A 21,076-nucleotide genomic window follows, 5' to 3' on the forward strand; every position below is an offset into this window, starting at 1 on the left:
CCCCCATCCCCGCCTTCCCCCAGAGGGGGAAGGAGCAAGACAGGATCAGCGCGGCGCGTCGCCCTTGCGGTACTCGGCCGTCAGCTCATCGAGCTTCTGCTTGAGCGCCGGATCGAGCTTGTACTCGGCCGCCGCAATCGTCGCTTCGAGCTGCTCCGGCCGGCTCGCGCCGAGCAGCGGCGCGGTGATCAGCGGATTCGCCATCACCCATGCCACCGCCAGCGTCGCGAGCGGCACACCCGCTTCGTCGGCCAGCTTGTGCAGTTGCGTCACGGTGTTGAAGCTGCGCTCGTTCCAGTAGCGGTCCTGGTACATGCCGCCGGCGGTGCCGAGCGTGAAGCGGGTGTTCTCCTCGGGCTTCGCACCAGGCTTGTACTTGCCGGTGAGCAGGCCGCCGGCCAGCGGGTTGTAGGGAATCACGCCCAGGCCCTCTTCGCTCGCGAGCGGCAGCAGCTCGCGCTCGATCTCGCGGAACAGGAGGCTGTAGCGCGGCTGCACCGACACGAAGCGCGTGAACCGGTGCAGGTCGGACTTGCCGAGCGCGCGGGCGAGGCGATAGGCCAGGAAGTTCGACACGCCGATGTAGCGCGCGCGGCCCGACTTCACGATGACGTCGAGCGCCTCGAGCGTCTCTTCGAGCGGCGTCTCGCGGTCGTCCATGTGCAGCTGGTACAGGTCGACGTGGTCGGTCTTCAGCCGCTTGAGCGAGAGATCGATCGCGTCCAGCAGGTGCTTGCGCGATGCGCCCTGGTCCCAGGGATTGGGGCCGACCTTGTTCACGGCCTTGGTCGCGACCACGAAGCGCCGGCGGCCCGCGGGGCCCTGCTTTTCGAGCCAGTTGCCGATGATCTCTTCGGTGCGGCCGGTGGTCTCGACGGTGCCGCCGAGCGGGTACACGTCGGCGGTGTCGAGGAAGTTGATGCCGCCTTCGGCCGCCTTGTCGAGGATCTGGTGCGACACGGCCTCGTCGGTCTGCAGGCCGAAGGTCATGGTGCCGAGGGCAAGGCGGGAAACGGTGAGGCCGGTGCGGCCGAGGCGGGTGGTGGGAATGCTCATGGGGCGCGCTCCGAGGGAGAGGAGGGAGGGGAGGGAGGGGAGGAAGGGCGGCGGCCATCATAGGCACGGCCGCGCAATCCTGCAGGCGCCGGAGATTTCGGGCGCGCGCCGTGATGCGCGCCGGCGGTGCTACGAAGCGCTCGTCGCGCGCTGGACGGCGCCGGGGCGCGCATCGGCCCGCGCACTCATCACGCCCCAGCCGAAGATGCCGATGCCCGCGAGCGCGAGCAAGGCGCCGACCCAGCCGGTGGAGGTCCAGCCCAGGCCGGCCGAGATGGCCACGCCGCCCAGCCACGCGCCGAGCGCATTGGCCATGTTGAAGGCCGAGTGGTTGAGCGCGGCGGCGAGCGTCTGCGCATCGCCCGCTACGTCCATAAGGCGGATCTGCAATGCCGGGCCGATGGCCACGGTGGTGCCGATGAGGAACACGCCGATGGCGGCCGTCACCACATGCTGCGCCGCGAAGGTGAAGAGCGCGAGCACCAGCACCGCGTACACCAGCACGCCGGCGATGGTGCGCATCAGCGACTTGTCGGCCAGGCGCGAGCCCACGAGATTGCCGGTGACCATGCCCAGGCCGAACAGCGCAAGCACGAAGGGCACGTTGTGCACCGACAGGTGCGCCACCTCGGTGAGCGTGGGCTTGATGTAGCTGAACACCGCGAACATGCCACCGAAGCCGATGGCGCTGATGCCGAGCGTGAACCAGACCTGCTTGCGCTTGAGCGCGCCGAGCTCGCGCCACGGGCTGGCACCGGCGGCCGCGGCGATGTCGGGCACGTCGCGGCGCAGGAGCACCACGGCCACGAGCGCGATGACGCCGACGAACACGAAGGCCGCGCGCCAGCCGAAGAGTTGGCCGAGCCATGCGGCAATCGGCACGCCGACCAGCGTGGCACCGGTAAGCCCCAGCATCACGAGGCCCACGGCGCGCGCACGGCGCCCCGGTGGCGCGAGCGTCGCGGCCACGAGCGCGGCCACGCCGAAGTAGGTGCCGTGCGGCAGGCCCGTGGCAAAGCGCAGCAGGTTGAGCGAGAGATAACCCGGCGCCATCGCGCTCGCGAAGTTGCCGGCGGCGAACACGGCCATCAGTGCGATCAGCAATGCGCGCCGGCCCCACCCTGCCGCGAGCACGGCCAGCACCGGCGCGCCGACGACCACGCCGAGCGCATAGGCGCTGATGACGTGGCCGGCCTGCGGAATGGTGACGTCGATGTCGCGCGCGACTTCGGGCAGCAGGCCCATGATGACGAATTCGCCCGTGCCGATGGCGAAGCCGCCGACGCCGAGCGCGAGCACGGCCCGCAAAAAATTGACGGGCGCAGGCGACGGGGAAGAAACGGGAATGGCGGTGTCCGCGCTGTCCAGCGCGGGTGGGGAGGCGTTCAAGGCCAGGCTCCTGGGAGGGCGCCCGGCGGCGACGGGCAAGGGCGAATTTTAGGGTAAACCCTGAATCGACACCGATACGCAGATGCCAAAGACCCGGTACCGGCAAGGCCTCGAAGCGCCGCTGCCCGTGGTCAGATCGCCACGAGCTGGCGCACGCCCTGCGCTTCCATGTCCTTGCCCAGGCCCCGCGCAATGACTTCGCCGCGCTCCATCACGAGGTAGTCGTCGGCCAGCTCCTGCGCGAAGTCGTAGTACTGCTCGCACAGCACGATGGCCATGTCGCCGCGGTCGGCCAGCATGCGGATGACGCGGCCGATGTCCTTGATGATGCTGGGCTGGATGCCTTCGGTGGGCTCGTCGAGGATCAGGAGCTTGGGCTTGGGCGCGAGGGCACGCGCGATGGCCAATTGCTGCTGTTGCCCGCCCGAGAGATCGCCGCCTCGCCGGTTGATCATCTGCTTGAGCACCGGGAACAGCTCGAACAGTTCGGAAGGAATGGGCGTGCTGCCGCTCTTGTAGGCCAGCCCCATGCGCAGGTTCTCTTCGACCGTGAGCCTCGCGAAGATCTCGCGCCCCTGGGGCACGAAGCCGATGCCCGCCCTCGCCCTGTCGTAAGGCGTGGCCTTCTGGATCGGCTTGCCTTCGAGTTCGATGCTGCCGCTCTTGATCGGCACGAGTCCCATCAACGACTTGAGCAGCGTGGTCTTGCCCACGCCGTTGCGACCCAGCAGCACGGTGACCTTGCCGAGCGTGGCCTCGAAGCTCACGTCCCTGAGGATGTGGGAGCCGCCGTAGTACTGGTGGATGTTCTTGACTGTCAGCATGGCTTCGGTTCCTCAGCGGCCCAGATAGACCTCGATCACGCGCTCGTCGGCCTGCACCTCGTCGAGCGTGCCCTGCGCCAGCACCGAGCCGTCGCACAGCACGGTCACGATCTCGGAGATGGTGCGGATAAAGCTCATGTCGTGCTCCACCACCATCAGCGAATGCTTGCCCTTGAGCGTGAGGAAGAGCTCAGCGGTGCGGGCCGTTTCCTCGTCGGTCATGCCGGCCACGGGCTCGTCGAGCAGCAGCAGCTTCGGGTCCTGCATCAGCAGCATGCCGATTTCGAGCCACTGCTTCTGGCCGTGGCTCAGGTTACCGGCCAGGCGCGACACGCTGTCGGCCAGGTGGATCGTCTCCAGCACTTCGGCCAGCCGGTCGCTCTGCGCGGAGTCGAGTTTGAAGAGCATCGAGGCGCGCACGCCCTTGTTGGTCTTGAGCGCGAGCTCCAGGTTCTCGAACACGGTCAGGTGCTCGAACACCGTCGGCTTCTGGAACTTGCGGCCGATGCCCAGCTGCGCGATGTCGGCTTCGCGGTGGCGCAAGAGGTCGATGGTGCTGCCGAAGAACACGGTGCCCGAATCGGGCCGGGTCTTGCCGGTGATGATGTCCATCATCGTCGTCTTGCCCGCGCCGTTGGGACCGATGATGCAGCGCAGCTCGCCGGGCGCGATGTCGAGCGAAAGCTTGTTGATGGCCTTGAAGCCGTCGAAGCTCACGCTCACGTCTTCCAGGTACAGGATGCGGCCGTGCGTGATGTCGACTTCGCCCGGCGTGGCGATGCGGCCGAAGCCGGCCTCGCGGCCACCGGACTCGGTGCTGCCGCTCGCGTAGGGAACGCCGTGGGCCCGCGCCGCGCGTTCGGCGCCGGCTTCCATCAGGTCGGGCGTCATGCGCGGGCTCCCTTCACGTCGGCGGCGAGCGGTGCGTGCAGCGCCTCGGGCTCCATGCCCTGCCCTGCGGCCATGGCGCGTTGCGCTTCTTCGCGGCCTGCGCTCGGCGCGGCGGGTGCCGCCTTCTCGCGCGACAACCATTTCTTCGCCAGACCCACGATGCCGTTCGGCAGGAACAACGTGACGGCAATGAACAGCGCGCCCAGAAAGTACAGCCAGTACTCGGGATACGCCACCGTGAGCCAGCTCTTCGCGCCGTTGACGATGAAGGCGCCGATGATCGGCCCGATCAGCGTGGCACGCCCACCGACTGCCGCCCAGATCGCGATCTCGATGGAGTTCGCCGCGCTCATCTCGCCCGGGTTGATGATGCCGACCTGCGGCACGTACAACGCGCCGGCCACGCCGCACATCACGGCGGAGATCACCCAGATCGTGAGCTTGTACGGCAGCGGGTTGTAGCCCGAGAACATCACACGCGTTTCCGCATCGCGGATGGCCTGAAGCACGCGGCCGAACTTGCTGCCGATGAGCCACTTCGCGAACAGGAAGAAGCCCAGCAGCGTGAGGCCGGTCAGCGCGAAGAGCGTCATACGCATCTCTTGCGTGGCGATCGGGATGTTCAGGATGCGCTTGAAGTCGGTGAAGCCGTTGTTGCCGCCGAAGCCCGTCTCGTTGCGAAAGAACAGCAGCATCGCCGCGAAGGTCATGGCCTGCGTGATGATCGAGAAATACACGCCCTTGATGCGCGAGCGGAAGGCGAAGAAGCCGAACACGAAGGCGATCAATCCCGGCACCGCGACGATGAGGATCAGGGTGGCGATGAAGCTGTCGCTGAAGGTCCAGTGCCAGGGCAGCGTCTTCCAGTCGAGGAACACCATGAAGTCCGGCAGGTCGCTCTTGTAGTTGCCGTCGCGGCCGATCTGGCGCATGAGGTACATGCCCATCATGTAGCCGCCGAGCGCGAAGAAGAGGCCGTGGCCCAGCGAGAGGATGCCGGTGTAGCCCCAGATCAAATCCATGGCGAGCGCGCAGATGGCGTAGCACATGATCTTGCCGACGAGCGCCACGGCGTAGTCGCTCATGTGCAGCGGGCTGTCGGCCGGCACCCACATGTTGAGCACCGGCGCCACCGCGCACACCACGATCAGCGCGACGAAGAAGGCCGTCCAGCCCTTGCCGCTCAGCAGCGGCCCCTTGGTTGGCAAAACGACCTTGCTCATGCTTCCGCGCTCCGGCCCTTCATCGCGAAGATGCCTTGTGGCCGCTTCTGGATGAAGATGATGATGAAGACAAGCACCGCGATCTTCGCGAGCACCGCGCCCGCCCAGCCTTCGATGAACTTGTTGAGAATGCCCAGCCCCAGCGCCGCATACACGGTGCCCGCGAGCTGGCCGACGCCGCCCATCACGACCACCATGAAGCTGTCGACGATGTAGCTCTGGCCGAGGTCGGGACCGACGTTGCCGATCTGGCTCAGCGCGCAGCCCGCAAGACCCGCGATGCCCGAGCCGAGCGCGAAGGCGTAGGTGTCGATTCGCGCAGTGTTCACGCCCATGCACGAGGCGATCGGGCGGTTCTGCGTGACGCCGCGCACGAAGAGACCCAGGCGCGTCTTGCCGATGAGCCAGCCCATCGCGAGCAGCACGAGCACCGCAAAAATGATGATGCAGATGCGGTTCCACGGCAGCGTGACGTTGCTCAGCATGGTGAAGCCGCCGCTCATCCAGCCGGGGTTTTCCACGCCGACGTTCTGCGCGCCGAAGAGCGTGCGCACGAGTTGCTGCAGCATCAGGCTGATGCCCCAGGTGGCCAGCAGCGTCTCGAGCGGCCGGCCATAGAGGAAGCGGATCACGCCGCGCTCCAGTACTGCGCCCACGAGCGCCGACGCGAGAAACGACACGGGAATAGCAGCGACCAGGTACCAGCCGAACGCCGCCTCGGGCATGTACTTCTGGAAGATGCCCTGCATCACGTAGGTGGCGTAGGCGCCGATCATCATCAGCTCGCCGTGCGCCATGTTGATGACGCCCATCAGGCCGTAGGTGATGGCCAGGCCGAGCGCCGCGAGCAGCAGCACCGAGCCCAGGCTGATGCCGCTGAACACGGCGTTGATGCGGTCGCCCCAGACCAGCGCACCGTCGATGTTGGCGATGGAGGCGGCAATGGCCGTCTTCACGTCGGCTTCTGTCTCGTCGGCCAGGCGCTGGTTCAGCAGCAACTTGGTGTCGGGGTTGCGGTTGTTGCCCAGTTCCTTGGCGGCCGCGAGGCGCTTGGCCTTGTCGGTGCTGGTGAGCATGCCGGCGGCGCGCACGAGTTCGAGCTGCGCCTTGATCTTGGGGTTGGTCTCGGCGGCCAACGCCTTCTCGACCATCGGAATACGGGATTCGTCGGGCTCCTTGAAGAGCGCCTGCGCGGCTTCGGCGCGCACCGCGTCGTCGGTGCTCGTGAGCTTGAGCGCGGCCTGCGCGGCATCGAGCGCGCCGCGCATGAGGTTGTTGTTGACGACGTCTTCGGCGGTGTCGGGCACCTTCAGTTCGGCGCCTGTGACGGGGTCGTAGCCCTTGTCGTCCTTCATCACGAAGACCTTGTCTCCGGTGTACTTCACGGCGTCATCGGACATGGCCTGGATGAACGCGGCGGTCTTGTCGTCGGCGGTGAGGACGGCCTTGTTGAGCGCGGCGATGCGGGCTTCGGATTCGCCGGAGGCGATGGCCCGGGCTTCGTCGGCGGTCAGCGCGTGGGCGGGCGCCGCTGCCAGGAGCAGCAACGCCGTCGCACAGAAGGAAATTGAGCGCAGTAATGAATGCACAGCGGTTCTCTCATTCGGGAACACCGAGGAACCGGCTTTGCCGGGCCTCAGGTGTTGCCCCCGGTAGGGGGTTGGCGAAGCGACACGAAGTGCGCGCAGCCTGGGGGCGAGCCCCAGTTACATCGACTTGCCAGCGGGGTAGTCAGGCTTCTTGTCGTTGCCTTCGATGTACGGGCTCCAAGGCTTCGCCTTGACCGGACCCGGCGTCTTCCACACCACGCTGAACTGCCCGTCGGCCTTGATCTCGCCGATGAACACGCTCTTGTGCAGGTGATGGTTCTTCTCGTCCATCTTCGAGACGATGCCCGAGGGGGCCGTGAAGGTCTGGCCGGCCATCGCCGCGATCACCTTGTCGGTGTCGGTGCTCTTGGCCTTCTCGACCGCCTGCTTCCACATGTGGATGCCGATCCAGGTCGCTTCCATCGGGTCGTTGGTCAGCGGCTTGTCCTTGTGGCCCGCGATGTTCTTGGCCTTGGCGTAGTCGCTCCACTGCTTGATGAACGCGGTGTTGGTCGGGTTCTTGATCGACATGAAGTAGTTCCATGCCGCGAGGTGGCCCACGAGCGGCTTGGTGTCCACGCCGCGCAGTTCTTCCTCGCCCACCGAGAAGGCGACGACCGGCACGTCCTTGGCCTTCAGGCCCGCGTTGCCCAGTTCCTTGTAGAAGGGCACGTTGGAGTCGCCGTTGATGGTCGAGACCACCGCCGTCTTGCCGCCGGCCGAGAACTTCTTGATGTCGGCAACGATGGTCTGGTAGTCGCTGTGGCCGAAGGGGGTGTACTTCTCGTCGATGTCGGTGTCCTTCACGCCCTTGCTCTTCAAGTAGGCGCGCAGGATCTTGTTGGTCGTGCGGGGGTAGACGTAGTCGGTGCCGAGCAGCACCCAGCGCTTGGCGCCGCCGCCTTCCTTGCTCATCAGGTAGTCGACGGCCGGAATGGCTTGCTGGTTGGGTGCGGCGCCCGTGTAGAACACGTTCTTGGAGAGTTCTTCGCCCTCGTACTGCACGGGGTAGAACAGCAGGCCGTTCATTTCCTCGACCACCGGCAGCACCGACTTGCGCGACACCGAGGTCCAGCAGCCGAAGATCACCGAGACCTTGTCCTGGCCGAGCAGCTGCTTGGTCTTTTCAGCGAACAGCGGCCAGTTGGAGGCCGGGTCGACCACCACGGGCTCGAGCTGCTTGCCCAGAACGCCGCCCTTCTTGTTGATGTCGTCGATCGCCATCAGCACCGTGTCTTTCAACACGGTTTCCGAGATGGCCATCGTGCCCGACAGCGAGTGCAGCACGCCGACCTTGATGGTGTCGGCAGCGAATGCGGGCGCAGCAGAAATGCTGGCCAGCGCGACGGCGGCGGTGAGCGCCTTGAGTGTGAAACGACGTTGCATGTGGACTCCTGCTCCGGTTGGGTTGAACCTTGTCGACAGCGCGTGGCTGGCGATGGAGAGGAGTCTGCGGAATGCACCAAGAAGGGGAAATACGCCGGGTGGCGTACACGGAGGTACTCAGGCGGTCGGATCGACGGGGACCGGATACTTCTGCGCGTTGACCACCATCTTGCGTTTCGCTGCATCAATCAGGTCGATACCGAGCTTGTCGGCGAGCTGCAGCAGATAGAGGAACACATCCGCCATCTCGGCGCCGACCTCGGCGCGCTTCTCGGGCGCGAGCGACCGGCTCTGCACTTCGGTGAGCCACTGAAAGTGTTCGAGCAGTTCGGCGGCTTCGACCGACAGTGCCGAGGCGAGGTTCTTGGGGGAGTGATAAGGCTCCCAGGCCCGGGCCTGCGCAAAGTCGCGCAAGGCCTGGACCAGTGATTTCAGTTCGGATTCCATGGCGCACCTGATGTTCGGCGAATCGCTTGCGCAGCGGTCGCCTTTTGGAAAAGCCATCCTAGCCGGAGGCGGTGGCGACTAGTCCTGCTTGCGCATGCCCTGCAACGCTTTCGTCATCGCATCCACGATCCCCGCATTGGCCGCATCGTGCAACCGCACCACGCCCACGGGCGGCAGGTTCCATTGCAGGCGCTGGGGCATCACACGGGCGCCGCTCGCGTCGGCCACCTCCTGTGCGATGTCGTCGGGCAGGATGGTGATCGCATCGGGCATGTGCCGCAGCACCGAGACCAGCGTCTTCTGTGCGTAGGCCTCCAGCAGAGGCACCGGCACCGGCTGCCCTGCCGAGGCGAAGATCGAATGGATCATCTGGCGGATCGGCGTGTCTTCCGGCGGAAAGATCCAGTGCAGGGAAACAAAGGCCTCCCAGTCCAGCCCGCGCCGCACCAGCCGCTGCGCGGCCGCGCGCGACACCACCAGGCGCGGCTCCTGGGTGTAGAGGAACTCCTGTGCCAGCCCGGCTTCGGCGCTGGCCGAGGTGAAGCGGCAGATCGCGCAGTCCAGCGTGCGTGCGCGCACCGCCTGCACCAGCGCGTGGGTCGTGGCCTCCTCGACCACGAAACCCAGCCGCGGCCGCACGGCAAGGAGGTGCTGCCAGACGGCGTCCTGCGTGGCGCGCGCGAGGAACGGCAGCACGCCGATGCGCAGCCGCCCCTGCAGCCCCGTGCCGAGCGCGGCCAGGTCCTGCCCCAGCGATTGCGCATCGGCCAGCGCCACGCGGGCCCGCGCCAGCACCAGCAGGCCCGCGGCCGTGGGCTCCAGGCCGCGCCGGCTGCGGGTGAACAGCGGGGTCATGAAGATGTTCTCGATCTCGCCGAGCGCGCGCGTGACGGTTGGCTGGCTCAAGCCCAGGTGCTCGGCCGCGCGGCTGACCGAGCGCTGCCGTTCGAGTTCGGCGAGCAGCGCGAAATGGCGCAGCTTGAGCCGCGGCGTGAGGTGCTGGAGGGTCGGCGCTGACATGCCGTGATGCTAAGCCAGAGGTATAGCAGTTGGCGCATACATGCATCAGCAAATATGTGCTTATGGCTATCCGGTCTTTCTACACTCGGCCGCATGTTCACCACCCGCCCTGAAATCGCCGGCACCTTCGGCGTCGCCTCATCGACCCATTGGCTCGCCTCGCAGACCGCGATGGGCGTGCTCGAACGAGGCGGCAACGCCTTCGATGCCGCCGTGGCGGGCGGCTTCGTGCTGCAGGTGGTCGAGCCGCACCTCAACGGACCCGGCGGCGAGGCGCCGATCCTGCTGTGGAGCGAGCGCGAGCAGCGCATGCACGCGCTGCGCGGGCAAGGCTGCGCGCCGGCCGATGCCACCGCCTCGACCTTCCGTGCCCTGGGTTTCGAGCAGGTGCCGGGGATCGGCCTCCTGGGGGCGACGGTGCCGGGTGCTTTTTCGGCCTGGCTCACCATGCTGCGCGAACACGGCACATGGTCTCTCGCCGAGGTGCTGGCTCCAGCGATCGGCTATGCGCGCGACGGCTTTCCGCTGGTGCCCCGGGTGGCCGAGGCGATCCTGGCGGTGCGCGGCCTCTTCCTCGAACACTGGCATTCGTCGGCCGAGGTGTGGCTGCCCGGCGGCAAGCTGCCGCAGCCCGGTTCGCTGTTCCGGCTGCCGGCGCTGGCCGCGACCTACAGCCGCCTCGTGGAGACGGCCGAGCGCGAAGGCAGCGGCCGCACCGGCGTGATCGATGCGGCGATCCGCACCTGGCAGCAGGGCTTCGTCGCGCGCGAGATCGATCGCTACTGCCGCAACACCACCGTGCGCGACAGCAGCGGCGAGGCGCATGCCGGCCTGCTGCGATTCGACGACATGGCCGAATGGCGCGTCGCCAGCGAGGCACCGCTCACCGCGGACTTCGGGCGCTACACCGTCGCCAAGTGCGGCTTCTGGAGCCAGGGGCCGGCCTTCCTGCAGCAACTGGGCATGCTGCGCCACGCGGGCCTGGAGCACCACCTGCCCGGTTCGGCGGGCTTCGTGCATCGCATCACCGAAGCCGCCAAGCTCGCGCTGGCCGACCGTCTCGCATGGTACGGCACGGCGTCCGGCGCGCGTGGCGATGCGCAAGAGGCGCTGCTGTCGGAGGCATACCTCCGCGAGCGCTGGGCCATGGTCGACCTGCAGCGTGCGTCCGAGGTGCTGCGTCCCGGCGCGCCCCTCGGTCTTGTGCCGCGCCTGCCCGACCTGGATGTGAGCGCGCGAACGCTGCGCACCGCCGACACGCGCTTCGGCATCGGCGAGCCCACCTTCGCCGCGCTGCCACCGGTGGCCGAATGGGCCGAGCGCGAGATCTTCGTGGGCGACACCTGCCACATCGACGTGATCGATCGGCACGGCAACATGGTCGCGGCCACGCCCTCGGGCGGCTGGCTGTCGTCGAGCCCGACGATTCCGACACTGGGCTTTGCCCTCAACACGCGGCTGCAGATGAGCTGGCTCGACGAAGGCCTGCCCGGTTCCGTGGAGCCGCGCGTCGCGCCCTGCACCACGCTGTCGCCGTCGATGGCGCTGCGCGACGGCGAGCCGTACATGGCATTCGGCACGCCCGGCGGCGACCAGCAGGACCAATGGTCGGTCGGCTTCTTCCTGCGCCATGCGGTGCACGGGCTCAACCTGCAGCAGGCCATCGACGCGCCGGCCTGGCACGTCAAGCACGCGCCCAGCTCGTTCTGGCCGCGCCAGACCACGCTCAACACGCTCACGCTGGAATCGCGCTTCGACCCCGAAACGCTCGACGAACTGCGCGCGATGGGCCACGGCGTCCAAGTCGGCGATGCCTGGTCCGAAAGCCGCATGTCCGCCTGCAGCCGCGAGCGCGACGCCGAGGGGCGGCTGGTGTTCCGCGCCGGCGCCAATCCGCGCGGCATGCAGGGCTATGCGGTGGGCCGCTGAGGCGCCCTCGCTTTTTTCATCTTCGTTCCAAGGACTTCATCACCATGTTCCAACGCGTCCTGCGGGGCCTGCTTCTGCTGGCCCTCACCTGCACTGCGCAGGCCGGCCTCGCCGCCTATCCCGAGAAGCCGATCACGCTGATCGTTCCGTGGGCCGCGGGCGGCTCCACCGACATCCTGGCGCGCGCCATCGCCGAGCAGCTCACCAAGTCGATGGGCCAGGCGGTGGTGGTGGACAACCGCGTCGGCGCCTCGGGCAACATCGGCTCGAACTTCGTCGCCAAGGCCAAGCCCGACGGCTACACCCTCTTGATCGGCTCGATGAGCACGCACGCGATGAACCCGACGCTGATGCCCGGCATGCCGTTCAACGGCACGGACGACTTCACGCCCATCGCGCTCGTAGCCAACGTGATCAACACGATGGTCATCAACCCGTCGGTGCCGGCGAAGAACCTGCGCGAGTTCATCGCCTATGCCAAGGCCAACCCGGGCAAGTTGGCATATGCCTCGGCCGGCGGCGGCTCCACCAACCACCTGAGCGCCGAGATGTTCAAGAAGGCCGCGGGCATCGACATGCTGCACGTGCCCTACAAGGGCGGCGCGCCGGCCGTGCTCGACACCGTGGGCAACCAGACCCAGGTGCTGTTCTCCGCCGGCACGCAGACGCTGCCGCACGTGAAGGCGGGCAAGCTGCGCCTCCTGGCCGTGACGGAGCCCAAGCGCTCTTCGCTGTTGCCCGACACGCCCACCGTCGCCGAGACGCTGCCCGGCTACGAGATGAGCGTGTGGTACGCCGCGTTCGGCCCGGCGGGCATGCCCGCCGAACTGGTTACGCGCCTGAACACCGAGATCAACAAGGCGCTGGCCGTGCCCGAAGTTCGCGCGCGCATGGATTCGATCGGCGTCGAGCTGGTGAAGAGCACGCCCGAACAACTGGCCACCTCGCTGCGCAGGGACACCCAGCGCTACGACAAGATCATCAAGGACCTGGGGATCAAGCTTGACTGAGGCGGGCGTGCTGCCCCTGGCGGTGTGCGAGCAGCTCTGCAACGCGCTGCTGCGCACCACCACCTTCGATGCCGCGATGGGGCACGTCGAGGCGGCACGCCTGGCGCTGCTCGGCCCGGGCCTGCTCACGGTGAACCTGAACGCGACGACTTCGGACGATCCGCCGGACGAGGTGCAACTGCAGCGCCTGTGGTCCTCCAATCCGCAGGCCTACCCCGTGGCCGGGCGCAAGCGCAAGACGCTCACGCCGTGGACGCGGCAATTGCTCGTGCGCGCCGAAGTGTTCATCGGTGAAGGCGATGCAGCGTTGGCCGAGGTGTTCGACGACCATGCGCTCATCACCGCGCTGGGCCTGCGCGCCGTGGTCAACGTACCGCTACTCAAAGGCAGCCGATGCGCGGCGACCTTCAACGTGCTGGGCACGCGAGCACGCTGGATGCCCGAGGAGATTGCACTGGTGAAACTGCTGGCACTGGTGGCGACGCCCTGGGTATTGCGCGCGCGCCACGCAGCCTGAGCAGCACGGGACCCTCAGACTGCTACCTCCGGCTGGAGGGCCGAGTGCACGATTCGCGTGCGCAGTTCACGCGGCGTGCAGCCGCGTCACCAGGCTGCCGGCGGCCTTGCGCAACGCGGGCAGGAAGGTCTCGCGCACTTCCGCCAGCGTCATGCGCTCGGCGCGCACGGCGATGCTCATCGCCGCCATGACCTGGCCCGAGCGGTCGAACACGGGCACGGCCATCGAGCGCACGTCCAGTTCGAGCTCGCCGTCGTTGCTGGCGTAGCCCTCTTCACGGCAACGCGCGATGAGCGCCAGCACCTCGCCGGCATCGGTGACGGTGCGCGGACTCAGGCGCGGGCGCGGCATGGCGCGCACGCGCCGCGCCGCTTCTTCGGGGGGCAGGCCCGCGAGCAGCACACGCCCCAATGCCGCGCAATAGGCCGGCAGCCGCGAGCCGATCCCCAGCCCCGTGCTCAGGCTGCGCCGCGCGGTCGAGCGCGCAATGATGATCGCGTCGTCTCCCTGCAGCATCGCCAGCGACGCCGACTCGCGCGTGCGTTCCGACAGCGCATCGAGCAGCGGCTGCGCGAGCGACGGCGCGGGCCGCGACGCGAGGTACGCGTGCGCCACCAGCAGCGCCTTGGGCAGCATCCAGAACCGCTTGCCGTCGCTGTCCAGATAGCCCAGCGTCTGCAACGTGAGCAGCGAGCGGCGCGCCGACGCTGGCGAGCTCTGCGTGAGCCGCCCCACCTCCGACACCGTGAGGCGGCCGTGCTGGCGGCCGAAGCAGGTCAGCACGTCGAGGCCCTTTTGCAGCGAGGCCACGAAATTTTTGTCGGGTGCCATCTCCTCATTGGGGGAACTCGCCTGGTTTTTGCGCATTGCGCAAATCTAGCTTGTTGCATGCGCCCTGGCAAAGAGACACTGAAATCCCCTCGACGCACGAAGAACACGGAGACAGCCAATGTTCCAGAGACTCAACCGGCGCACGCTTGCGCTGCTGGCCTGCGCCTGCCTGGTGGCACAGGCACAGGCGCAGACCGACAACAAGATCGCACGCCTGGTCGTGCCTTTCCCCGCCGGCGGCACGGCCGACATCCTGCCGCGCGTGGTGGCCGACAAGCTGCGCGACCTGTACCCCGCGGGCGTGGTGGTCGAGAACCGCACCGGTGCCGGCGGCAACATCGGTGCCGACGTGGTGTTCCGCGCCGAGCCCGACGGCAAGACGCTGCTGGCCTCGCCGCCCGCGCCCATCGCCATCAACCAGCACCTGTACAAGAAGCTGGGCTTCGATCCGACGCGCTGGGTGCCCGTGACCGTGCTGGCCACCGTGCCCAACGTGCTGGTGGTCAACCCCAAGCTGCCGGTGCACAGCGTGGCTGAGTTCATCGCCTACCTGAAGGCCAACCCCGGCAAGGTGAGCTTCGCCTCGCAGGGCAACGGCACCACCTCGCACCTCACGGCCAGCCTCTTCATGCAGCTCACGGGCACCGAGATGACGCACGTGCCCTACAAGGGCACCGCGCCCGCGCTGGTCGATCTCATCGGCGGCCAGGTCGACGTGTTCTTCGACAACATCTCCTCGTCGCTGCAGTTCGAGCGCACCGGCAAGGTCCGCATCCTGGCCGTGGCCGACGAGCAGCGCTCCAAGGCCCTGCCCAACGTGCCCACCTTCGCGGAGCAGAAGCTGCCCGCGATGAACGCGGTCACGTGGTTCGCGGTGGTCGCGCCGCCGGGCACGCCTGCGGCCACGGTCGATGCCACGCAGAAGGCGATGACCGCCGCGCTCGCGCTGCCCGACGTGAAGCAGAAATTTGCCGAACAGGGCGCCGAGCCGCGCGGCTGGGACAGCGCGCGCACCGGCCAGTTCATCCAGGCCGAATCGGCCAAGTGGCACAAGGTCATCCAGGCCGCCAAGGTCACCATGGAATAAGCGAGTTCCTCATGCACGACGACATCCAATCCCAACCCGTCCACTGGTCCGGCCCCGGTCTCACACGCATCCCGTTCGCGGTGTACAGCGACGCGCAGCTCGCCGCCGACGAGCAGGTGCGCATCTTCCGCGGCCCGGTGTGGAACTACCTTTGCCTGGAAGCCGAACTGCCCGACGCCGGCAGCTACCGCACCACCTTCGCGGGCGAGACGCCGGTGGTGGTGGTGCGCGACGACGACGGCGAGATCTACGCCTTCGAGAACCGCTGCGCGCACCGCGGCGCGCTGATCGCGCTCGAGAAATCGGGCCGCAGCGACAACTTCCAGTGCGTCTACCACGCGTGGAGCTACAACCGCCAGGGCGACCTCACGGGCGTGGCCTTCGAGAAGGGCGTCAAGGGCCAGGGCGGCATGCCCGCGAGCTTCTGCAAGGAAGCGCACGGCCCGCGCAAGCTGCGCATCGCAACCTTCTCGGGCCTCGTGTTCGGCAGCTTCAGCGACGACGTGTCCTCGATCGAGGAATACCTGGGCGACGAGATCTGCCAGCGCATCGAGCGCGTGCTGCACAAGCCCGTGGAGGTCATCGGGCGCTTCACCCAGGCACTGCCCAACAACTGGAAGCTGTACGTGGAGAACGTCAAGGACAGCTACCACGCGAGCCTGCTGCACATGTTCTTCACGACCTTCGAGCTCAACCGCCTGTCGCAGAAAGGCGGCGTGATCGTGGACGAGACCGGCGGCCACCATGTGAGCTTCTCGATGATCGACACGGCGGCCGAAAAAGATGCGTCGTACAAGGAGCAGGCCCTTCGCTCCGACAACGACCGCTATCGCCTGAAAGACCCAAGCGTCCTGGCCGGCTTCAAGGAGTACGACGACGGCGTGACGCTGCAGATCCTGTCGGTGTTCCCCGGCTTCGTGCTGCAGCAGATCCAGAACTGCCTGGCCGTGCGCCAGGTGCTGCCCAAGGGCACGGCGCGCACCGAGCTCAACTGGACCTACATCGGCTACGCCGACGACACCCCCGAGCAGCGCAAGGTGCGCCTGAAGCAGTCGAACCTCGTGGGGCCCGCGGGCTTCATCTCGATGGAAGACGGCGCGGTCGGCGGCTTCGTGCAGCGCGGCATCGCGGGCGCTGCGGACCACGAGGCCGTCGTCGAGATGGGCGGCGATGCGGCCGCCTCCGGCGAAGGCCGTGCCACGGAGGCCTCGGTGCGAGGCTTCTGGAAGGCCTACCGCCAGCACATGGGCGCCTGAAGCCAAGCAAAGAGAGAACCCCACATGATCGACCTGCTGGCGCTGTGCGCCTTCAACGCGGCCTATGCCGATGCCATCGACAGCGATGCGCTGGAGCAATGGCCCGCCTTCTTCACCGAAGACTGCCACTACCGCATCACCCACATCGAGAACGAGCGCGAAGGCCTCGCGGCCGGCATCGTCTACGCCGACTCGCGCGCGATGCTCGAAGACCGCATCGCCGCGCTGCGCGAAGCCAACATCTACGAACGCCAGCGCTACCGGCACCTGCTGGGCATGCCGCTGGTACAGAAGTCCGACGCCGAGTCCACCGAGGCGCGCACGCCGTTCCTCGTGGCGCGCATCATGGCCACGGGGCAGACCGAGGTGTTCGCCACCGGCGCCTACCAGGACCGCTTCGTGCGGCAGGACGGCCGGCTACGTCTGCAGTCGCGCGTGGCCGTGTGCGACAGCACCGTGACGGACACGCTGCTCGCGTTGCCGCTGTGACCATGCACGCCCCGTCCCGCCAACTCGCGCTGGCCGCCGGCGATCCGAACGGCATCGGCCCGGAGATCGCGCTGAAGGCGCTGGCCGCGCTGCCGGAAGCCGACCGCGCGCGCATCGCGCTCTATGGCCCGACCAGCGTGTTCGAACGCACGGCGGCACAGCTGGGCATGGCCGCGCTGCTGCGCGATGCGCGGCTCGTGAACGCGGGCGAACTCCCTGCGAGCGCCGCGATGCCCGGCCGCGTCGACCCGGCGGCGGGCGCCTCGGCCATCGCCTCCGCCACCGCCGCGCTGCAAGCCTGCCGGCGCGGCGAGGTCGATGCGGTGGTCGCCTGCCCGCACCACGAGACCGCCATCCACCAGGCCGGCATCGCGTTCAGCGGCTACCCGTCGCTGGTCGCGCGCGTGTGCGGCGTGCCCGAAGACCGCGTGTTCCTCTTGCTGGTGGGCGGCGGGCTGCGCATCGTGCATGCCACGCTGCATGAGAGCGTGCGCGCCGCGCTCGACCGGTTGACACCGGAACTGGTCGCGCACGCCGTCCGCGCGGGCGCGCAAGCCTGCGCGCTGCTGGGCGTGCCCGATCCGTCGATCGGCGTGTTCGGCATCAACCCGCACGCGTCGGAAGGCGGACTGTTCGGGCCCGAGGATGCGACCATCGTGGTGCCCGCCGTCGACACGCTGCGCGCCGAAGGCCTGCGCGTGAGCAGCCCGGCCGGTGCCGACATGCTGCTGGCCCAACATGGGCACGGCGGCCACGACCTCTACGTGGCGATGCTGCACGACCAGGGCCATATCCCCATCAAGCTGCTCGCACCGCATGCGGCCAGTGCACTCAGCATCGGCGCCGATGCGCTGCTGTCGAGCGTCGGGCACGGCAGCGCCATGGACATCGCGGGCCGCGGCACGGCCGACCCGCAGGCCGTGCTGCGCACCATCGCGCTGCTGTCGGGAGATCGGGCATGAGCCATCGCATCGCCATCACGGGCAGCGACGTCGCCTTCGAATGCGCCGGCAACGAGAGCGTGCTCGACGCGGCCGCGCGCGCCGGCATCGAGCTGCCCTACTCGTGCCGCAAGGGCGTCTGCGGCAACTGCGCCGGCGTGGTGGTGGCCGGCGAAGTGGGCGCCGTCGGCACGGGTGCACTCACCAACGAGACCTGCCTGCCGGGCCAGGTGCTGTTCTGCATGTGCGCGCCGCGCGGCGACCTCGAGATCGCGCCGACCGCGATGCGCCGCGTCGACCCCGCCGCGCGCAAGCGCTTCACGGCGAAGGTGTTCCGCAACGAGCTGGTCGCGCCCGACGTGTCGGTGCTGCAGTTGCGCCTGCCCGCGGGGCAACGGGCCAGGTTCAGGGCCGGGCAGTACCTGCAGCTCTCGCTGCCCGATGGCAGCACGCGCAGCTATTCCATGGCCAATGCGCCGCACGAGAGCGATGCCGTCACGCTGCACGTGCGCCATGTGCCAGGCGGCGCCTTCAGCGCACGCGTGCCGCAACTGGCGGCCGGCGAGCTTGTCGACATCGAGCTGCCCTTCGGCGCGTTCTCGCTGCAGGAGGAACAGGCGCGGCCCGTGGTGTTCGTGGCAGGCGGCACCGGCTTCGCGCCGGTGAAATCCATCCTCGACGACATGCTCAAGCGGCGCATCGACCGGCCCCTCACGCTGATCTGGGCGGCGCGGCGGGCCGACGGCATCTACCTGCGAACGGCGGTCGCGCGCTGGCAGAAGCAATGGCCGGCGATGCGCTTCGTCAGTGCATTGAGCGACGACGGCGCGGCAGGCGACGGCAACTTCGCGGGCCGTGCCGACGAGGCGCTGCTGGCCACCTGTCCGGACCTGAAGGGACACGCGCTGTATTGCTGCGGCTCACCGGCCATGGTGAACGCGGTGCGCGATGCGGCGGTGCGGCATCGCGGACTCGACGCGGGCGACTTCCACTCGGACGTGTTCGTCGAAGGGCCGGCCGCTCGCCCTTGAGGCGGGAGCGCCTGCACCGCGACGACCCGCGTCCGTGATCGTCAGGCCTTGGCCGCGTGCTTGAACTGCACCATCGCAAACGCCCACGCCATGCGCGTGGCATCGGGTCCGGCCGCATCGCTGAACAGCAGCTTCGACGCACCGCCGCTCCACGCATGACCCAGCCCCGCGATCTCGCACAGCGAGACCACCGTGCGGCCCTTGCGCTTGAAGTCGGTCACGCGCATCGGGCGGCGCTTGCCGCGCTGCACATCGCGCGCCACGCCGGGCCGCGCGCCCATCGCCGTTGCCCACACGGCTGCGCTGTTGACGGCGTTGCTGGGCGCGACCACCGCATCGGCATCGCCGTGCAGCACGAGCATCGGCGGCAGGGTCGCGAAGACGGCGGCGGCCCCCATCGCCTTGCCGACCGCGGTGACGGGCATCGGCGGCACGTTCTGGCCGCGCATCGCGCCGAGCGCGGTGGCCGAGGACTTCGCGGCGCCGGGCGCCACGCCCGAATGCATGACGACGGCGCGAAAGCGCTGCGGATAGCGCGTGGCCACCAGCGCTGCCATGCTGGCGCCGGCAGAGAGGCCGGCCAGCGCGACGCGCTCGCGGTCCACCGGGTAGAGCATGCAGGCCTGGTCGACCGCGGCCATCAGCGTGGCGGCCTCGGCGTCGGCCTTGCCGGAGCGGCGCTCGTACCAGTTCCAGCAACCTTGGGGATGCGCGAGCCGGTCCTGCTCGGGGTAGAGCACCAGGAAGCGCTGGCGCACGGCGAGTGCGTTCATGCGCGTGCTGGCCGCGAAGTCGCGCCCGGTCTGCCCGCAGCCGTGCAGCATGACCATGAGCGGCAGCTTCTCGCCAGGCTTGAGTTGCAGGCCTGTAGGGCGGAACAGGTGATAGCCGCGCGCGCCGCCAGGGCCGATCGCCACGCCGCTGAGCCAGTCGCCCTTGCCGGGCGGCGGCTTGAGTCGCTTGGCGGTCGCGCGCTGCACCTGGCCCGCCACGCGCTTGCTGTTGCTCAGCGTGATTTTGGTGAGGGCCTTCAGGTTGCGCTCGTAGGCGCGGGCGAAGACGGAAGCAGTGGAACGACGGGCCATGGCGCAGTGTGCAGGCAAAGCGCCGGGCGGCCAAACGGCCGCGAAGCCCTTCAATAGATCTCGGGGACGATCATGCTGGCAGGCACGGGCTGGCGCAGGTAGTCGTCATGGCGCACGCGCTCGGGCAACGCGATCGGCGGATGCGCCACTTCCTGGTAGGGCAGCTGGCCCAACAGATGGCTGATGCAGTTCAGGCGCGCCTTCTTCTTGTCGACCGCCTGCACCACCCACCACGGCGCCTCGGGGATGTGGGTGCGCTCCAGCATGATTTCCTTCGCCTTGGTGTATTCCTCCCAGCGGCGGCGGCTCTCCAGGTCCATGGGGCTCAGCTTCCATTGCTTGAGCGGATCGTGGATGCGGCCGAGAAAGCGCATGTGCTGCTCGTCGTCGGTGATGGAGAACCAGTACTTGATGAGCTTGATGCCCGAGCGCACCAGCATCTTCTCGAACTCGGGCACGGTGCGGAAGAACTCCTCGTACTCGTCGTCGCTGCAGAAACCCATCACGCGCTCGACGCCGGCGCGGTTGTACCAGCTGCGGTCGAACAGCACCATCTCGCCGGCGGCCGGCAGGTGCGCCGCGTAGCGCTGGAAGTACCACTGCGTGCGTTCGCGGTCGTTGGGCGCGGGCAGCGCGGCCACGCGGGCCACGCGCGGATTCAGGCGCTGGGTGATGCGCTTGATGACGCCGCCCTTGCCCGCCGCGTCGCGGCCTTCGAACAGGATGACGACCTTCTGCTTGCTGTGCTGCACCCAGTCCTGCAGCTTGACCAGCTCGCCCTGCAGGCGAAAGAGTTCCTTGAAATAGGCCTGCCGGGCCGCCTTGTCCGCGGAAGTCGGCGTGGCCGAGGCCGGGTCGAGGCCGTCGATGTTGCGGTCTTCGATCTCCAGCTCGAGCTCTTCGTCGTAGCTGTCGATCAGGTCGCGGGCGATGCGTTGCATCAGGTCTTCGTGGTCTGGAAGGGCGCTCGTCAGCATGATGAGAGAGGAGAAGTGGGGGAAGAAAAAAGCATGCTGCACGCCCCATATGACTGCGGCGTGACGGTTTGGAGGCTGTTTCCCGTAGGCCGACACGC

The 21,076-nt window shown here is 68.1% G+C and carries 20 protein-coding genes; 8 read left to right on the forward strand and 12 right to left on the reverse strand.

What is annotated here, in order from left to right:
- Positions 1-45 precede the first annotated feature (45 nt).
- The 9 genes from ACSFA7_RS24755 to ACSFA7_RS24795 form a co-directional block, all read right to left on the reverse strand.
- The gene (locus ACSFA7_RS24755) at positions 46-1,056 is read right to left on the reverse strand and encodes an aldo/keto reductase (protein ID WP_435501819.1); all 1,011 of its coding nucleotides are present in this window, start codon (positions 1,054-1,056) and stop codon (positions 46-48) included.
- Positions 1,057-1,185: 129 nt separating this feature from the next.
- On the reverse strand, positions 1,186-2,445 hold the full coding sequence (locus tag ACSFA7_RS24760; protein WP_435501820.1) for an MFS transporter: 1,260 nt from the start codon (positions 2,443-2,445) through the stop codon (positions 1,186-1,188).
- Positions 2,446-2,576: 131 nt separating this feature from the next.
- The gene (gene urtE / locus ACSFA7_RS24765) at positions 2,577-3,269 is read right to left on the reverse strand and encodes an urea ABC transporter ATP-binding subunit UrtE (RefSeq protein ID WP_206175013.1); all 693 of its coding nucleotides are present in this window, start codon (positions 3,267-3,269) and stop codon (positions 2,577-2,579) included.
- Between the two features lie 12 nt (positions 3,270-3,281).
- Positions 3,282-4,160: an urea ABC transporter ATP-binding protein UrtD gene (gene urtD / locus ACSFA7_RS24770; RefSeq protein ID WP_435501821.1), complete on the reverse strand. Its 879-nt coding sequence runs from the start codon at positions 4,158-4,160 to the stop codon at positions 3,282-3,284.
- Positions 4,157-5,383 (reverse strand): urea ABC transporter permease subunit UrtC, encoded by a 1,227-nt coding sequence (urtC, locus tag ACSFA7_RS24775; RefSeq protein ID WP_435501822.1) that lies wholly within the window; start codon positions 5,381-5,383, stop codon positions 4,157-4,159. The genes urtD and urtC overlap by 4 nt, the downstream gene beginning before the upstream one ends.
- Positions 5,380-6,927, reverse strand: coding sequence for an urea ABC transporter permease subunit UrtB (gene urtB / locus ACSFA7_RS24780; RefSeq protein ID WP_435502116.1), 1,548 nt, complete (start codon positions 6,925-6,927; stop codon positions 5,380-5,382). Before urtB ends, urtC begins: the two co-directional genes overlap by 4 nt.
- 162 nt (positions 6,928-7,089) lie before the next feature.
- The gene (urtA, locus tag ACSFA7_RS24785) at positions 7,090-8,358 is read right to left on the reverse strand and encodes an urea ABC transporter substrate-binding protein (RefSeq protein WP_176659534.1); all 1,269 of its coding nucleotides are present in this window, start codon (positions 8,356-8,358) and stop codon (positions 7,090-7,092) included.
- A gap of 117 nt (positions 8,359-8,475) precedes the next feature.
- Positions 8,476-8,805, reverse strand: a complete 330-nt coding sequence (locus tag ACSFA7_RS24790; protein ID WP_435501823.1) for a nucleotide pyrophosphohydrolase — start codon at positions 8,803-8,805, stop codon at positions 8,476-8,478.
- Positions 8,806-8,883: 78 nt separating this feature from the next.
- Positions 8,884-9,825, reverse strand: a complete 942-nt coding sequence (locus tag ACSFA7_RS24795; protein ID WP_435501824.1) for a LysR family transcriptional regulator — start codon at positions 9,823-9,825, stop codon at positions 8,884-8,886.
- Between the two features lie 93 nt (positions 9,826-9,918).
- Between ACSFA7_RS24795 and ACSFA7_RS24800 the strand changes: the two genes are divergently transcribed.
- The 3 genes from ACSFA7_RS24800 to ACSFA7_RS24810 are packed head-to-tail and all read left to right on the forward strand — an operon-like array spanning position 9,919 to position 13,281.
- A complete protein-coding gene (locus ACSFA7_RS24800) occupies positions 9,919-11,754 on the forward strand; it encodes a gamma-glutamyltransferase family protein (RefSeq protein ID WP_435501825.1) in 1,836 nt (611 codons plus the stop codon).
- 44 nt (positions 11,755-11,798) lie between these two features.
- Positions 11,799-12,764: a Bug family tripartite tricarboxylate transporter substrate binding protein gene (locus ACSFA7_RS24805; RefSeq protein ID WP_435501826.1), complete on the forward strand. Its 966-nt coding sequence runs from the start codon at positions 11,799-11,801 to the stop codon at positions 12,762-12,764.
- Positions 12,757-13,281, forward strand: coding sequence for a GAF domain-containing protein (locus ACSFA7_RS24810; protein ID WP_435501827.1), 525 nt, complete (start codon positions 12,757-12,759; stop codon positions 13,279-13,281). The genes ACSFA7_RS24805 and ACSFA7_RS24810 overlap by 8 nt, the downstream gene beginning before the upstream one ends.
- A 66-nt stretch (positions 13,282-13,347) precedes the next feature.
- On the opposite strand, the gene ACSFA7_RS24815 is transcribed toward ACSFA7_RS24810, so the two are convergent.
- Positions 13,348-14,112 (reverse strand): IclR family transcriptional regulator domain-containing protein, encoded by a 765-nt coding sequence (locus tag ACSFA7_RS24815; RefSeq protein ID WP_435501828.1) that lies wholly within the window; start codon positions 14,110-14,112, stop codon positions 13,348-13,350.
- Between the two features lie 118 nt (positions 14,113-14,230).
- On the opposite strand from ACSFA7_RS24815, the gene ACSFA7_RS24820 reads away from it, so the two are divergent.
- The 5 genes from ACSFA7_RS24820 to ACSFA7_RS24840 are packed head-to-tail and all read left to right on the forward strand — an operon-like array spanning position 14,231 to position 18,916.
- Entirely contained in the window at positions 14,231-15,199 is a 969-nt protein-coding gene (locus ACSFA7_RS24820) for a Bug family tripartite tricarboxylate transporter substrate binding protein (protein ID WP_435501829.1), read from the forward strand.
- Positions 15,200-15,210: 11 nt separating this feature from the next.
- Entirely contained in the window at positions 15,211-16,455 is a 1,245-nt protein-coding gene (locus ACSFA7_RS24825; RefSeq protein ID WP_435501830.1) for an aromatic ring-hydroxylating dioxygenase subunit alpha, read from the forward strand.
- Positions 16,456-16,479: 24 nt separating this feature from the next.
- Positions 16,480-16,944, forward strand: coding sequence for an aromatic-ring-hydroxylating dioxygenase subunit beta (locus tag ACSFA7_RS24830; protein ID WP_435501831.1), 465 nt, complete (start codon positions 16,480-16,482; stop codon positions 16,942-16,944).
- A 2-nt stretch (positions 16,945-16,946) separates the two neighbouring features.
- Entirely contained in the window at positions 16,947-17,906 is a 960-nt protein-coding gene (locus tag ACSFA7_RS24835; protein ID WP_435501832.1) for a PdxA family dehydrogenase, read from the forward strand.
- A complete protein-coding gene (locus ACSFA7_RS24840) occupies positions 17,903-18,916 on the forward strand; it encodes a 2Fe-2S iron-sulfur cluster-binding protein (RefSeq protein WP_435501833.1) in 1,014 nt (337 codons plus the stop codon). Before ACSFA7_RS24835 ends, ACSFA7_RS24840 begins: the two co-directional genes overlap by 4 nt.
- A gap of 41 nt (positions 18,917-18,957) precedes the next feature.
- On the opposite strand, the gene ACSFA7_RS24845 is transcribed toward ACSFA7_RS24840, so the two are convergent.
- The gene (locus ACSFA7_RS24845; RefSeq protein ID WP_435501834.1) at positions 18,958-20,001 is read right to left on the reverse strand and encodes an extracellular catalytic domain type 1 short-chain-length polyhydroxyalkanoate depolymerase; all 1,044 of its coding nucleotides are present in this window, start codon (positions 19,999-20,001) and stop codon (positions 18,958-18,960) included.
- A 50-nt stretch (positions 20,002-20,051) separates the two neighbouring features.
- Positions 20,052-20,978: a polyphosphate kinase 2 gene (gene ppk2, locus ACSFA7_RS24850; RefSeq protein WP_435501835.1), complete on the reverse strand. Its 927-nt coding sequence runs from the start codon at positions 20,976-20,978 to the stop codon at positions 20,052-20,054.
- Positions 20,979-21,076: the final 98 nt, after the last annotated feature.

Source organism: Variovorax trehalosi (assembly GCF_051216415.1).
Taxonomy (GTDB): domain Bacteria; phylum Pseudomonadota; class Gammaproteobacteria; order Burkholderiales; family Burkholderiaceae_C; genus Variovorax.